At 40.1% G+C, this 14,849-nt stretch carries 17 protein-coding genes and 1 pseudogene; 7 read left to right on the top strand and 11 right to left on the bottom strand.

Translation table 11 applies throughout. The features are described from left to right. Positions 1-57: 57 nt before the first annotated feature. Positions 58-525: pseudogene (locus BN1875_RS06530) on the bottom strand (YbaK/EbsC family protein). Positions 526-670: 145 nt separating this feature from the next. Continuing rightward, complete coding sequence (locus tag BN1875_RS06525) at positions 671-1,489, bottom strand: HAD-IIB family hydrolase (RefSeq protein WP_048604045.1); 819 nt, start codon at positions 1,487-1,489, stop codon at positions 671-673. A 180-nt stretch (positions 1,490-1,669) separates the two neighbouring features. Between BN1875_RS06525 and BN1875_RS06520 the strand changes: the two genes are divergently transcribed. Further along, positions 1,670-2,671: an ROK family protein gene (locus tag BN1875_RS06520; RefSeq protein ID WP_048604044.1), complete on the top strand. Its 1,002-nt coding sequence runs from the start codon at positions 1,670-1,672 to the stop codon at positions 2,669-2,671. 120 nt (positions 2,672-2,791) lie between these two features. On the opposite strand, the gene BN1875_RS06515 is transcribed toward BN1875_RS06520, so the two are convergent. Genes BN1875_RS06515 through BN1875_RS06495 form a run of 5 tightly spaced genes read right to left on the bottom strand, consistent with a single transcriptional unit; the run spans position 2,792 to position 7,164 of the window. Continuing rightward, positions 2,792-3,865: an ABC transporter substrate-binding protein gene (locus tag BN1875_RS06515; RefSeq protein WP_048604043.1), complete on the bottom strand. Its 1,074-nt coding sequence runs from the start codon at positions 3,863-3,865 to the stop codon at positions 2,792-2,794. Beyond that, positions 3,862-4,698 (bottom strand): ABC transporter permease, encoded by an 837-nt coding sequence (locus tag BN1875_RS06510; protein WP_048604042.1) that lies wholly within the window; start codon positions 4,696-4,698, stop codon positions 3,862-3,864. The genes BN1875_RS06515 and BN1875_RS06510 overlap by 4 nt, the downstream gene beginning before the upstream one ends. Then, positions 4,695-5,510, bottom strand: coding sequence for an ABC transporter permease (locus tag BN1875_RS06505; RefSeq protein ID WP_048604041.1), 816 nt, complete (start codon positions 5,508-5,510; stop codon positions 4,695-4,697). The genes BN1875_RS06510 and BN1875_RS06505 overlap by 4 nt, the downstream gene beginning before the upstream one ends. A 12-nt stretch (positions 5,511-5,522) precedes the next feature. Further along, positions 5,523-6,605: an ABC transporter ATP-binding protein gene (locus BN1875_RS06500; protein ID WP_048604040.1), complete on the bottom strand. Its 1,083-nt coding sequence runs from the start codon at positions 6,603-6,605 to the stop codon at positions 5,523-5,525. 16 nt (positions 6,606-6,621) lie between these two features. Continuing rightward, positions 6,622-7,164 (bottom strand): helix-turn-helix domain-containing protein, encoded by a 543-nt coding sequence (locus BN1875_RS06495; protein WP_048604039.1) that lies wholly within the window; start codon positions 7,162-7,164, stop codon positions 6,622-6,624. A 262-nt stretch (positions 7,165-7,426) separates the two neighbouring features. Between BN1875_RS06495 and BN1875_RS06490 the strand changes: the two genes are divergently transcribed. From BN1875_RS06490 to BN1875_RS06475, 4 genes are read left to right on the top strand one after another with little or no spacing between them, the layout of a single operon-like run. Next, positions 7,427-8,407, top strand: a complete 981-nt coding sequence (locus BN1875_RS06490) for an acrylyl-CoA reductase family protein (protein WP_048604038.1) — start codon at positions 7,427-7,429, stop codon at positions 8,405-8,407. Between the two features lie 8 nt (positions 8,408-8,415). After that, positions 8,416-9,174 carry a phosphopantothenate--cysteine ligase gene (gene coaB, locus BN1875_RS06485; RefSeq protein WP_048604037.1) on the top strand — a complete coding sequence of 253 codons (759 nt, stop codon included), beginning with the start codon at positions 8,416-8,418 and terminating at the stop codon, positions 9,172-9,174. Then, positions 9,171-9,725 carry a phosphopantothenoylcysteine decarboxylase gene (gene coaC, locus BN1875_RS06480; protein WP_048604036.1) on the top strand — a complete coding sequence of 185 codons (555 nt, stop codon included), beginning with the start codon at positions 9,171-9,173 and terminating at the stop codon, positions 9,723-9,725. Before coaB ends, coaC begins: the two co-directional genes overlap by 4 nt. 4 nt (positions 9,726-9,729) lie before the next feature. Further along, entirely contained in the window at positions 9,730-10,374 is a 645-nt protein-coding gene (locus BN1875_RS06475; protein ID WP_048604035.1) for an ECF transporter S component, read from the top strand. Positions 10,375-10,440: 66 nt separating this feature from the next. On the opposite strand, the gene murB is transcribed toward BN1875_RS06475, so the two are convergent. Continuing rightward, complete coding sequence (murB, locus tag BN1875_RS06470; RefSeq protein WP_048604034.1) at positions 10,441-11,340, bottom strand: UDP-N-acetylmuramate dehydrogenase; 900 nt, start codon at positions 11,338-11,340, stop codon at positions 10,441-10,443. 65 nt (positions 11,341-11,405) lie between these two features. After that, on the bottom strand, positions 11,406-12,317 hold the full coding sequence (locus BN1875_RS06465) for a Gfo/Idh/MocA family protein (RefSeq protein WP_048604033.1): 912 nt from the start codon (positions 12,315-12,317) through the stop codon (positions 11,406-11,408). An 84-nt stretch (positions 12,318-12,401) separates the two neighbouring features. Between BN1875_RS06465 and BN1875_RS06460 the strand changes: the two genes are divergently transcribed. Beyond that, positions 12,402-13,160 carry an exodeoxyribonuclease III gene (locus tag BN1875_RS06460; protein ID WP_048604188.1) on the top strand — a complete coding sequence of 253 codons (759 nt, stop codon included), beginning with the start codon at positions 12,402-12,404 and terminating at the stop codon, positions 13,158-13,160. Positions 13,161-13,232: 72 nt separating this feature from the next. Then, positions 13,233-13,766: a 3'-5' exonuclease gene (locus BN1875_RS06455; RefSeq protein ID WP_048604032.1), complete on the top strand. Its 534-nt coding sequence runs from the start codon at positions 13,233-13,235 to the stop codon at positions 13,764-13,766. A gap of 58 nt (positions 13,767-13,824) precedes the next feature. On the opposite strand, the gene BN1875_RS06450 is transcribed toward BN1875_RS06455, so the two are convergent. Together BN1875_RS06450 and tsaE are read right to left on the bottom strand one after the other, a co-directional pair. Then, positions 13,825-14,349 (bottom strand): GNAT family N-acetyltransferase, encoded by a 525-nt coding sequence (locus BN1875_RS06450; protein ID WP_048604031.1) that lies wholly within the window; start codon positions 14,347-14,349, stop codon positions 13,825-13,827. Then, a complete protein-coding gene (gene tsaE / locus BN1875_RS06445; RefSeq protein ID WP_048604030.1) occupies positions 14,342-14,815 on the bottom strand; it encodes a tRNA (adenosine(37)-N6)-threonylcarbamoyltransferase complex ATPase subunit type 1 TsaE in 474 nt (157 codons plus the stop codon). Before tsaE ends, BN1875_RS06450 begins: the two co-directional genes overlap by 8 nt. Between the last annotated feature and the right edge of the window lie 34 nt (positions 14,816-14,849).

The raw sequence follows: 14,849 nt of genomic DNA, 5'->3' as shown, positions 1-14,849 counted from the left end.
TCCCCTATTGATGACTCGCCAATTTTTTGGTTCTACACTATCCGTTAACGCTGCTGTTTACTTCGGCAACAAATACGTATCGATTTTTAACAGTGCAATGATTTTTTGCAAATCTTTTACTTGAACAACCATCGTTTGATCTGGACGACCAGGAGCGAAAACCCATTTTTCAGATGAAAGCAGTTCTTCGTCAATGATGACCGGCACCGGTTCTTCATACCCAAAAGGGGCAACAGCGCCCGGTTTTTGTCCTGTTTGTGTTTCCATTGCTTCTGGTGAAACCACCGAAAGACGTTTGCCCACAAGTTTGCTCAAGGCTTTAAAATCACTTCATTTGGTGGTGAAGGTCAAAAAAATATAATTAATTCCTTTTTTATCCTTTAGATACAGGCTTTTGGTCTCCGTTCCGCTAAAGCCCTGCTCCTTTTTGATGACTAACGCATCCTCGTTGGTATAAATCGCCCGATGATGGTACAGTTCAAAAGGAATTCCAGCGCCAGAAAATAGTTTGTCTAATTGAATCACAAGCAGCCCTCTTTTCAAAATTAGTAACGATTCATAATCGGTTCTACCTTTTATCTTAGCAGTTGACTATTGGAAAACCAATCCTATTTTTTACTTTAACTAATTCTTTAGCGAGGAGCCTCACATTTGTTCTTTTAAAAAGGACTTATCCATTCTTTTGCTTTCCCTGAATCTCAAGAATTGATTCAATTGTTTTCAATACGCCGTTCTCATCATTTGATTTTGTAACAAATGCTGCGACCTCTTTTATTTGGTCAAATGCATTACTCATTGCAAAACTATATTTTGCTGACTCCATCAATTCAATATCATTTAACCCATCACCAAACGCCATTGTTTCTTCCTTTGTTACCCCCAGTATTTTTTGCAATTCTTGAACAGTGGTCCCTTTATGAACACCGTGATTGGAGATATCGATCCATGCGGCTTCTGATGCAACCATGTAAGCACGATCAGTAAATTGATCTAGTTTCTTAACATTTTCCAAACATCTTAATTTTGGATCATACACCGTAATTTTTACAAAATCTTCTTTAATCTCTTGAAATGTTTCTACGGTTTTTACAACAGCATAGGACCTACGAATTTTTTTCGCTTCTTCTTCGGGAACCGTGGATTGAATCATTGCGGCTGTTGGGGTACAGGCGATAATCACATGATCAGAGGCAATTTTTTCTAACTCTTTAATGATCAATGCCCCCACATCATTAGGCAACAAAGATTCATAGATATAGTCGCCATCATGCTTGATTCGTGTTGCACTGTCACCTAAAATCCAAATATTTCTAAAGCCATCGTTTTCAAATAATTCTTCTACTCTTTCGCATTGTTTTACTGTACAAGGTGCAAAAAATACATTTTCTTTTTTCATTAGATCTCGAACTTTCCGATAATATTCATGATCAAAATCTCCTTTGCTGTTTAAAAACGTACCATCTAAATCAGTAAGAACTAACTTTATCATTTTCTTTAGCCTCTTTCTTTTTTAATTAGTTTCATTAATTAAGTATATTAATTATATCCGGAATGTCAATTTGTTTTTAATGATTACGAAGAAATCGCTTATCTAATTTTACTTTTCTTTTTTTGTGTATTATAGTTATCCTAGATTTTATTAACTTATTTAATTAAAGATGAGGATATAATGAATACAAATAAAAACATGATCAGAGATAGAAATTTACAGGTACTAAAAAATTTTTTGTTTATCCAAGGAACAGCCTTAAAAGCGGAGATGGCAAGGGAGACAGGAATCAGTGTCGTAACAATCAACTCTTTAGTAAAACAACTAGTTGATGAAAAAGTTTTTATTGACGATGGACTTAAACAGCTCCCTTTAGGACGACCTGCTACCGCCTACCGATTCAATTACGACCAGAATCACTTCTTGCTGCTGAGTATTCAAGAAAAGAAGGTGTCCAATCATAGAAAGCTTATTATCATCGGAAAGATCGTTAACTTATCAGGTGAAATAAAACACGAAAATACGATTGATTTTAGCGAGATCAATTTGGATTTTTTAATTTCCTTTATCACTTCTTTTCTAGACTTATCTTATATGATAGATAAAATTGGACTATCTCTTCCGGGTAAGGTCTACAACGGGGTCGTTCTTTCAAGTTGGGGAAATTTATTTAATCAATGGAACATCGAACAGGCATTGGCTACACGAACATCTATTCCTTTGATTATCCAAAATGATGCTCATTTATTGACGATTGGCTATACTATTTCGCAAAAATTAAATAAATCAAAAACGATTGTAGGTATTTTCTATCCTGAAAATAGTATGCCTGGTATCACCATCTACTCAAACGGAGTCATTTTAGAAGGGAAGAACCATCTAGCTGGTGAAGCAAAATATCTTCCACACTTGATTGATTCCTTCGGTCCTTCAAATGAAATGGAACTTATCACTAATCTTATCGAAATATTAGCCATATACAACACCGTAATAGCACCGAATTCTTTTATTATTTCTGCCGAATCGATAGATAGAAATGTTCTGTTTAAAGAAATTGAACAATCTTCTATTCTTCCAAAGCAAGTCAATCAACCAGATATCCTATTTGTGGAAAATTTTCAAGATTCCTTGATGGTCGGTCTAAGATGGCTAGTCACCCAAGATAGCCCCTATCACCTATAATTCTTTGGGTCACTGGAATCAAAGAACCGGATAATAGCAAAAAAAGCGGCTTCTTTAGCCGCTTTTCCTTCTTTAAAAATAATTCAAAAAAATTATGATTCTTTTTTTACATCTTTGCCATTATTTCCTGTACATCTTCCATTCCAAGAAAATATCATTGTAGTACTCCAAATAGTCTGATCCTAGATTTTCATATACTTCCAGATGGGACAATAATTCGTCGGAAGGATAGAATTGCGGATCTTCGCTGATTTCTTTTGGCAATAACGCCTTCGCTTCTTTATTCGGGGTAGAATAACCGATGTATTCCGCATTCTGTGCTGCATTTTCAGGAACTAACATGAAATTGATAAAATCGTATGCTCCTTGAACATTTTGAGCTGTTTTAGGAATAACGATATTATCAAACCAAAGATTCGATCCTTCTGACGGAATCACGTAATGAAGATGTTCATTTTCCCACATCATATCCGCCGCTTCTCCAGAAAAGGTCACAGCAACTGCACTTTCTTCATTTGCCATATACATTTTAATTTCATCCGCCACGATTGCTTTGATATTTGGTGTCATTTTTTTCAATTTTTCAAAAGCTTCCTGCAATTCATCGTCTTTCTTGCTGTTCAATGAATAGCCTAACGAATTCAGACCCAAACCGATAACTTCCCGAGCGCCATCAATGACCATCAACTTATCCTTTAATTCAGGACGCCACAAATCATCCCAAGAAGTGATTTGATCGGCGTTGACGAACTTGTCGTTATAAACAATCCCCAAAGTACCCCAGAAATACGGAATTGAATACTGATTACCGGGATCAAAACTCAAATCTAAGAAACGGGGATCGATTGCAGATAGACCAGTTATTTTTTGATGATCGATTGGCAGCAGCAATTTTTCTACCATCATTTTTTCAATCATGTATTCACTGGGTACTGCAATATCATAAGCCGTCCCACCCTGTTGGATTTTTGTGAACATGGCCTCATTGGAATCGAAGGTGTCATAATTGACCTTGTAGCCGGATTCTTTTTCAAATTTTTTAATCAAAGCGGGATCGATATAATCCCCCCAGTTGTAAATGTTCAGCACTTTTGCGCCGGCCATTCCTGTCGATTTTTCTAATTGATGAACAGAAAAAAGCAACACTAGAATAATCGCAAGAATACCGATAATTAGTGATTGAAGTTTTTTCATCGAATATCCGGCACCTCCAACTTGCGGTTTCTCCGCCCTTTTCGTGGTTGGTTTTCTTTACTGATAAAATAATAACCTACAACTAAAATCAGAGAGAAAAGAAAAACCAACGTACTTAATGCATTGATTTCTAAACTGATGCCTTGTCTTGCACGAGAATAAATTTCTACGGATAAGGTACTAAAGCCATTGCCGGTCACGAAAAAGGTCACTGCAAAATCGTCCAGTGAATAGGTAAACGCCATGAAATACCCGGCGATGATTCCCGGAGAAAGAAAAGGCAGAATAATGCTTTTGATAACTTGCAGATTATTGGCACCCAAATCTCGTGCCGCATCAATGGTAGAATCATTCATTTCCTGCAACTTAGGCAAAACCATCAGTACAACAATAGGAATACTAAAGGCGATATGACTCAATAAAACACTGCCAAATCCTAAATTAATGCCTCTAAAAACATTGCCAATCATAGTAAAGAAAATCAGAAAACTCGCACCGATAATAACATCTGGTGAAACCAATAAAATATTATTCGCACTTAACAACGCTGTTCGCAGATAGCGTTTTTTTGTGTAATAAATTCCCATCGCACCAAACGTTCCGATGAGTGTGGCGAACAATGCCGATAAAAATGCCAGCATAAAAGTATTCAAAACAATGATGATCAAACGAGTATCTTCAAAAACCGCCTGATAATGTTCCCAAGTAAAACCGGTGAAGGCATTCATCGTTCCGCCCTTATTGAAGGAATAAGCAATTAGATAAAAAATGGGAATGTACAAAAGCAAAAATACAACCGCTAAATAAAGGTGGGACCATTTAAATTTTTTCATTTTTTATGTCCTCCTTTACCTTTACGTTTTTCATCCGTTAAAATCATAACTAAGAACATCGCCAAAATCAGGACCACACCAATCGTTGAACCCATTCCCCAGTTTTGTGTCACTAAGAAATGCTGTTCAATCGCCGTCCCTAAGGTAATCACCCGATTGCCCCCGATTAATCGAGTCAACATGAACAATGAAAGAGAGGGAATAAATACTGCTTGCACACCACTTTTGACCCCATTCAAGGACAAAGGAAAAATCACCCGCCGAAAAGTTTCAAAACTATTTGCTCCCAGATCCCGACTAGCGCTGATTAAGGAAGGATTCAATTCTTCCAATGCATTGAAAATCGGCATAATCATAAAGGGCAGTTCAATATACATAGCAACAATCAAAAAACTGACATCTGTAAATAAAATCTGATGGGGTGCCAGACCGAACAATCCGATAAACTGATTGATACCGCCATGAATCCCAAAGATTCCGATAAAAGCATAGGCTTTTAGCAATAAATTGACCCACGTGGGCAAAATAATCAACAGCAACCAAAGATCTTTATGCTTTAATTTTGTTAAAAAATACGCTGTTGGATAACTGATCAACAGTGTCAATGCTGTAATCAAAAAAGCATACCAAATTGAATTCAAGGTCATGGTCAGATACTTTCCTGAACCAAGATAATTTTGATAATTTGCCAGCGTAAAGGCACCACTAGTATCAAAAAAGGATTGATACACGATCAGCAAGACCGGTGCAATCACAAACAACAACAACCAGATAAAATAAGGGATTGAATAAAAGCGTCGCATTTTTGTCATTTTCGCTTCCCCCTATTCTTCGTAGCTTTCCAGCCGCGCATCAAAATCTTCTTCTGATTCATTGAAACGCATGACGTGGATATCTTCCGGTTCGAATGCCAAACCGATTTGACTGCCCTCCACTGCTTTACGAGTCGAATGGACCATCCATTCGTTTCCCTGTTCATCGTAACAAATGATTTCATAATGCACGCCCCGAAACAGTTGCGTGTCTACTCGCACGACCAGTTTTCCTTTTTCAGCAGTGGTCAAAGACAAATCTTCCGGACGCAAGACGACTTCCACGGGTTCATTGGGTCGCATCCCCCCATCCACACACTCAAAACGTTTACCGACAAATTCCACCAAATTATCTTCGATCATCGTACCGTTGACGATGTTGCTTTCTCCCACAAAATCGGCAACAAAATGATTGATTGGCTCATCGTAAATATCAACTGGCGTCCCACTTTGAATGATTTTTCCTTTATTCATGACAAAAATCTCATCACTCATCGCCAAGGCTTCCTCTTGGTCATGGGTCACAAAAATAAACGTAATTCCTAAACGCTGCTGCAATTCCCGTAACTCATATTGCATATCTGTGCGCAATTTCAAATCCAACGCAGACAAAGGTTCGTCCAGCAGTAAAACTTTTGGTTCATTGACGATTGCTCGAGCAATCGCTACCCGTTGTCGTTGCCCGCCTGACATTTCACCGATTTCTCGTTTTTCATAGCCTTTTAATTGCACCATTCGCAAAGCTTGAAGCACTTTTTCTTCAATTTGTTTTTTCGGCATTTTTTTAATTCGTAAACCAAACGCTACATTTTCAAACACATTCATATGCGGAAACAGTGCGTAATCTTGAAAAACTGTATTTACTTGACGCTTGTTTGCCGGAACATCATTGATCCGTTCCCCATCAAAAAAAACATCCCCGTCTGTCGCTTCGGTGAAGCCGGCAATAATTCTTAAAATTGTCGTTTTGCCGCAGCCGGAAGGACCTAACAATGTATAAAACTTTCCTTCTTCGATCTCGAAACTGACTTTTTTCAAAACAGTATCTTCATCGTACTGTTTCACAACTTCATTAAATGAAATGATTGGTTTCACTTTTCACACTCCTAAACTATAAATACGAATCCGTCGCAATAATCAGCAGGCGACTTTTTCCGTTGGCTTGATTTTTTAATTGGTGGGGTTCAGTGGCTTGGTAATAAATCGACTGTCCTTTTTTGGCGGGATACATCGTTTCTCCCAAGGTCAACGTGACCCGGCCCTCCAGCACATAAATAAACGTTTCTGACAGAGAAGGCTCGAAGGTTTTGTACTCACCGGCCTTATCAAAGGTCAACAGCACCGGTTCCATTTCTTTTTCATTAGAACCAGGAATCAGCCATTTCAACTCATAACCGTTTTCCTCATCATAATAAATCGTGCTGTCTTCCTTGGTGTACACGATTTGTTGATCCACAAGGTCCTGACGGAAAAATTCTTCCGGCGTAACCCCCAATGCTTCTAAAATCGAAAAAAAGGTTTCCATTGACGGTGAACTTAAGTCTCGTTCCAATTGTGAAAGATACCCTTTTGATAAATCTGTTCGTTCCCCTAATTCTTCCTGCGTCAAATTTTTCTGTACCCGCAAATTGCGCAGTTTCTCGCCGATTTCCACAGCGTCACCTCCGATAAGCTTCAAAAGTTTGCTAATAGTAAACTCGATGTTTACTATTACCCTTTTCAAGTATACGAACTTTGGCAAAAAAGACAAGTATTTTTTGAAAACTTTTTTCTTCAAAAGAAATATTCTTTGCATTTTATGATTGATAAAACCAAAGCTCTTCTTCAAAAAACAGGCGGATAAAAAAGTAAGAATCTCCCAAGAAATCACGGAGTTGTGGTATGATTAAAGAAAATTTTGAAAGGAGTTTTTACTCTTGAAAAAATATACGGCACTGGTCGTTACTGATCAGCCAAACTTTCAAACTAGTATCCAGTCTCAGACTTTTTCTGAGCTTTTAGAAAATCAGGTTTTAGTCAAGATTGCCTATTCTGATATCAATTTTAAAGATGCATTGGCGACCCAACAAAAAGGCGGTGTGATTCGAAGCTATCCTATGATTCCCGGTATCGATCTTGCTGGCGAAGTCGTTGAAAGCAAACACCAAAATTTTGCTTCCGGAGATAAAGTCGTCGTGACCGGTTATGGTCTAGGAGTATCTCATCCCGGCGGTTTTAGCGACTATCAACAAGTTCCTGGGGATTGGCTCGTTTCTTTACCTAAAGAACTTTCCGAAAAACAGGCGATGCAATTTGGCACGGCCGGTTTTACAGCTGGCTTGGCAGTAGCCGCGCTTGAAGCAGGCGGTGTCAAAAAAGAAGAACCGATTTTTGTGACGGGAGCAAGTGGTGGCGTCGGTAGTTGTGCCATTGCTATGTTAAAAAAATTAGGTTACCAGCAAATCATTGCCGTTTCCCGCAAAGAAGAAGCTCAAGACTGGTTAAAAGAACTTGGAGCTTCTGACATTGTTCCACCAGAATCTTTGATACCAGAAAAAATCCGTTCCTTAGCCAAACAGCAATTAAGCGGGCTGATTGATACGGTCGGTGGCGAATTATTAACGGCACTTTTGCCTCAGCTGAGTTATGGTGGCACGGCAGCATTATGCGGAAATGCTGCCGGCATCGGCTTAGAAACCACCGTCCTCCCCTTTATCTTACGAGGAATTCGCGTCATCGGTATTGATTCCGTCAACGTTCCGATGCCTGCCAGAAAAAAACTTTGGCAGCGTTTAGCAACGGATTTAAACGTGGCGGATCAGTTAAAAACCAATGAAATCACTTTGGTAGAAGCACCGGCAACCATTCAATCCTTACTTGCCGGAACCCACCAAGGACGAACAATAATTAAAATGTAGGTGAAAAAATGAGAATCTTACTTACGGCAGGCGGAACGTCTGAGCCGATTGATCAAGTGCGGGCCATTACAAATCATTCCAGCGGCCGCTTGGGCATTGAACTTGCTATGCGGTTGCTTGCTGACGGCGCTATCGTTGATTATGTAACGACTGCAACCGCCTTGCAACCACTGGAAACAGATAATCTGACTCGACATATTATTTCTTCGACAAACGACTTATCCCAAACGCTTGGCAAGTTGCTGCAAAAGAATGTTTATGATGCTGTGATTCACAGCATGGCAGTCAGTGATTTCACTCCAGAACTTAGCCTTTCCCAAGAAGAATTTCTTGCAGCGATTAATGCAGAGGTTGCTAAAAATCCTCATCAACCACTGGACGAACAGCGGCTGCAAAAGCTGGTGGAGAAGTTGCAACAACCAACGGAGAAAAAAATCTCCTCCCAAACCAGTCATTTATTCTTAGTATTGAAACAAACGCCTAAAGTTATTCAACAAATCAAACAACTGCAACCAGACACTCTCCTTGTAGGCTTCAAACTACTCGTAGGTGTTTCCAAAGAAGAATTGATTCACATGGCTCAAGAAAATCTGAAAAAAAATCAGGCGGATTTTATTTTGGCAAATGATTTGGAAAGCATTAGCGGGGAACAGCACCTGGGCTATCTAGTAGATTCAGCGGGCATTCTTGCCCAAGCACAGACCAAACCAGCTATTGCCGATATGATCGTCACGGCTTTGACAAAGCGATTGGAGGAGAAAAAATGAGACAAAAGCATATTTTGCTTGGCATTTCCGGCAGTATATCTGCCTACAAAGCGGCGGATATTACGAATGAATTAACAAAACGCGGATATGCGGTGGATGTTTTGATGACCCAAAGCAGTACAAAATTTATTACCCCATTGACATTGCAATCGTTATCCAAACGGATGGTGCATACAGATGTCATGCAGGAACGAATTCCTGATTCCATCAATCATATCGATTTAGCCAAAGGTGCCGACCTCTTTTTAGTCGCTCCGGCAACAGCTAATATTATCGGTAAACTGACAAATGGCATCGCCGATGACATGCTTTCTACAGTTGCCATGGCATTGAAACCAGAAGTACCGAAGTTGATTGCTCCAGCAATGAATACCAATATGTACCAACAACCAATTCTTCAACGCAATCTTGCCACGCTAAAAGAATTTGGCTACCAAGAAATCGAACCTCGGGAAGCTTTGTTGGCCTGCGGTGATTTTGGTCGCGGCGCACTCGCAACCTTAGATGAAATCATTAAACAGGCAGAAGCTGCATTGGCATCAAAGGAGTAAGCAAATGAAAAAGAAAACCAGTACCTTTGATTTAGTTCTTACTGCCATTTTTTTGGGGATTATGATCTTAATGGCATTAGTTCCTTTTTTGGGATTTATTCCCATTGGTCCAATCAAAGCAACCACCATGCATATTCCGGTAATCATTGCGTCGATTCTTTTGGGACCTAGACTAGGTGGGTTTTTAGGAGGTTCCTTTGGGGTCATCAGCATCATTAATTCGACCTTCAATCCTACTCCGTTATCCTTTGTATTCTCCCCTTTTATTCCAATTATCGGAACGAATCAGGGGAGTTGGAAAGCCCTGATTGTAGCGTTGATTCCCCGCATCTTGATTGGTGTGGTGCCTTACTTTGTTTTTAAAGGATTCCAAAAATTAACCAGAAATAAAACACCGATTTCGTTATTTATCGCCGGTGTCGCCGGTTCGTTAACAAATACGATTTTAGTCATGAATCTGATTTATTTCTTATTTCAATCAGATTATGCACAAGTTATCAAGCAAGCTGGTTCTGCTATCTACGGGGCAATTTTAGGTGTGATTTTTACCAGTGGCATTCCTGAAGCAATTGTTGCCGGAATTGCAACTGCGGCAGTTTCTGCCGTATTACTTCGCTTAATGAAAAAAAATCAAATCGACAGCTATTAAAAAAACTTCTTCTATGTAAAGAGAAACTGCAAAAAGCAGGTCTCTTACACAGAAGAAGTTTTTTAATTACACTTCCTCACCAATAATCCGGACTTCCGTTTCTAAGGTGACATTAAATTTTTCTTTGATTACTTGTTGGATATGGGCAATCAATTCTAAATAATCCGTAGCAGTGGCGTGATCGATATTCACGATAAAGCCTGCATGCTTTTCAGAGATTTGCGCACCGCCCCATTTCAAGCCTTGCAAACCGGCTTCTTGAATCAATTGACCCGTGAAATGACCCTCAGGACGTTTGAAGACACTGCCGCAAGAAGGATATTCCAACGGTTGTTTTGATTGGCGCATTTCCGTTAATTCAGCCATTCGCTCGCTGATTTTTTTCGGGTTGCCCACTGCTAATCGAAAACGAGCCCGCAAGATAATAGCATGTAATTCCTGTACTTGGCTGTGACGATAAGAAAAATCCATTTCTTCGTTGGTAAAGGTTTTGACTTGACCATCCTCCAGTAACACATCACAGGATTCAAAAACATCTTTGATTTCTCCCCCGTATGCTCCGGCATTCATGAAAACTGCACCGCCCACACTCCCAGGAATACCACAGGCAAATTCAAAACCTGTTAATGATTCCTGCAAAGCGGCATAAGTGGTATCAATCAGTTTTGCGCCGGCTTCCACTTCCACCAAGACTTCTTTCACGGTAATTTTGTTCATTCCTGACAACATGATTACTAGTCCGCGAATGCCACCATCACGCACGATCAAATTGCTGGCATTTCCCAAAACCATCCAAGGGATTGCTTCTTCCCGACAATAATTGACCAACTGCTCTACTTCTTCCGCAGATTCAGGAAAAGCCAAAATATCTGCCGGTCCACCGGTTTTAGTAAACGTATAATTCATCAATGGTTCATCAATTAAAAGTGTGCTTTCTGGAAACACACGAACGATTTTTTCTTTCACTAAATTTTTCCCTTCTTTACAGATATCTCACTCATTTTAGCATGAGAAGGGAAAACTGACCACCCCTACAGCAGATGACGCTCATGCTCCTGCAGCATTTGTTGACACAATTCATGACTGAGAAAAACATTTTCTTGTCGCATGATTGCAAAATTAGTGGTTTTTATTCCTTCGATAAAGCTTTCCACTAATTGTTCAAAGCCTCGCTTATACAGCGTCGTCTCCCAATCGCCAAAAGTTGTGAGGGTTTGTTGAGTGCTAAATGTTTGCAGATTAGTCAGATCCGTCAATAGATGGGTGGCTTGCGGACTGGTCACTTGATACAGTTCTGTATTGGCGCCGCTTCGTAAATCCATTATCAACAAAGCCGTCGAATCTGCCGTTTCCAGTTGCAGCGTTGCTGTTTCTAAAAAACCGTCCGTTTCCCGAATGCGGCTGCTTACTTGATGGATAGGACCATCCAACAAATACACCGCAGTATCGACGACGTGTAGGAATAAATCATAAATAACAAAAGCAGTTGATTCCTTTGCTGAAACCCGATTTTTCTGTAATAAAATCAAGCGCTTATCAGGAATTTCTTTTAATTTTTGAACCATCGGCGCAAATCGCCGATTAAAACCAATCATCAAGAAACATTTTTTATCTGCTGCGATTTGTTGCAATTCAGCGACCTCGGTTACCCGTTCACTAGCAGGTTTATCCATAAAAACATGGATGCCTTTTTCCAAACATTTTTTTGCAATAGCATAATGGCTGCTTGTGGCAGTGTGGATAAAAATCGCTTCGATTCCGACTGCCAACAGCTCTTCCAATGTTCCAACCATATTTGCTAAATGATATTTTTCTTTGATTTCCTTTTGTACCTGAGGGTTACGGGTAGCAAAATAAAACTCCCCTTGATTTTGTACTTTAACATAGGTGGGCAAATAGGCTTTCTGTGCAATATTCCCTAGCCCAATGACACCAATTTTCATAAAACTCACTTCCTTCGATTCTGATACTTTCATCTTACCCCATTTTTGGTTAAAATAGGGGACAGAATGACTGGAGGGTTTATGGTGAAATTTATTTCTTGGAACGTCAATGGTTTACGAGCAATCGTCAAAAAGAATTTTATGGAGGCATTTGACGAGTTAGAGGCGGATTTTTTTTGCCTGCAGGAAACGAAATTACAAGCAGGACAAATTGAGCTGGATTTACCCGGTTATCATCAATATTGGAATTACGCCGAGAAAAAAGGTTATTCCGGCACTGCAATTTTTGCAAAGGAGCCTGCCTTGAGCGCAACTTACGGCATTGGAATTCCTGAGCATGATACAGAAGGTCGGGTCATTACCTTGGAGTATCCTGAATTTTATTTAGTTACCTGCTACACGCCAAATTCTCAAAATGAATTGCGGCGCTTGCCTTATCGCATGACTTGGGAAGATGCATTTCGCAACTATTTGAACCAGCTAAAAGAAAAAAAATCAGTGATTCTCTGCGGTGATTTGAACGTTGCCCACGAACCAATCGACTTGAAAAATTGGAAGACCAATCAAAAAAATGCTGGGTTTACACCAGAAGAACGAGAAAAATTCTCTACTTTGCTGGACAACGGCTATATTGACAGCTTCCGTTATTTTTATCCAGAACTGGAAGGCGTCTATTCTTGGTGGAGCTACCGTTTCAACGCTCGCAAAAACAATGCCGGATGGCGAATTGATTATTTTGTTACCTCTGCTGACCTAAAAGAAAAGCTGACCGACGCAAAAATCCACACAGAGATCTTTGGCAGTGATCATTGTCCAGTGGAGTTGGATGTTCGCTTTCAATAATTCCTTAAGTTTTATAAAAAAATCTTTTGCCGACAAGGAAATTATGCTAGATTACAGTCGGAGGTGACCGTGATGAATTTTATCGCAATGGACTTTGAGACAGCCAATCATCAGCCTTACAGTGCCTGTTCGTTGGCGCTGGTCATGGTCCGCAACAGTCAAATCGTCGGAGAATACTATTCCCTGATCCAGCCGGAAACCCCTTTTTTCTGGCGCAATATTCAAATTCATGGGATTCATCCCGAAGACGTGGCGACTGCCCCAAAATTTCCAGAAGTTTGGCAGCAAATCCAACAATACTATAATTTAAACAGCTTAATCGTTGCCCATAACGCCGGGTTTGATACTGGTGTGTTGGCGGGCTGTCTTGATTATTATCATTTGGAACAACCGAGTTATCTTTCCTTATGCACTGTCCGGACAAGCCGAAAATTGTATCCGGAATTTCCAAATCACCGCTTGAATACAATGTGCCAACAATTACACATTCCATTGGAACATCATCATGATGCGTTGGAAGACAGCCGTGCATGCGCAAAAATTCTTTTGCATCAGGAAGAACAATTTGGAACAGCTCCGCTAAAAAAATTGGTATTAGTAAAATAAGCCAAAAAGCACAAAAATTACCAAAATTGGTAACTTTTGTGCTTTTTTTACTTTTCTGTTAGTCGATCAATCGACTCATTAAATAAACATCGAGGAATTCTCCCTCACGGCTGCGGGCACCTCTTGGCAGCGTGCCTTCAATAGTAAACTCAAACCGTTGATAAAGGCGCACTGCTCGCTGATTACGCACCTGCACGGTTAATTCCAGCCGACGAATAATCTGAGTCTCCTGTGCCCACGCCAAAAGTTCTTCCATCATGACACTTCCCAAACCCATTCCCCAGAATTCTTTTGAAATGGAGATTCCTAATTCACCAATATGTCCCACTCGCTCATTGCTTTCTGCAAGAACCGAAGCCAAGCCAACAATCTTTCCGTCCACCAAAGCAACCAGTGACACATTATTGGGACTTTCTTGAAAAGCGGTCAATTGCAGTGCCAGTTGTTCTGTCGTTAGCTGCATACCTGTTTCATCCATAATCAAAAAATCTGTTTCTCCACCGATGCGTCTAGTAACTGCTAATAATTCTGCCGCATCTTCCGGCTGGCTTTCGCGAATAACCACGTCAACTTCTTCACGCATCTTCTTTGGTCCATTCTGCTAAAATCCGAGTTTTAAAAGCTTCTGCCTGTGGGCCGAAAGTTTTTAACTGGAAGGTACGCTTTTCGAGATCCTGCTGATCCTTAAGTAAAATCAACTCCAGATAATCTTGCGGCAATGCCTCCTTCAGCATATTGCCCCATTCAATGACGGAAAGTCCATCTCCTTCAAAATATTCATCCAATCCTAAATCCTCTGCGCCATATTCTACCCGATAAACATCCATATGGTACAGTGGCAGTCGCCCATCTGGATATTCTCTGATAATCGTATAGGTAGGACTTTTAATCATTTGGGTGATTCCAAGACCTTTGGCAATCCCTTTTGTCAGTGTCGTTTTTCCAGCGCCTAAATCACCAGTCAAAACCAAATTATCTCCGGCTTGAGCGACTCTACCGATTACTTCTGCCAATGTTTCCGTTTCTATCGGATTTTTTAATGTCATCATGAGCAAGATTCCTTTCTGCATTTCTGTTTTAGAG

The organism is Enterococcus massiliensis (assembly GCF_001050095.1).
Lineage (GTDB): Bacteria > Bacillota > Bacilli > Lactobacillales > Enterococcaceae > Enterococcus_C > Enterococcus_C songbeiensis.
Note: the sequence above shows the minus strand (reverse complement) of the source record. Positions and strands in the feature narration are given on the sequence as shown.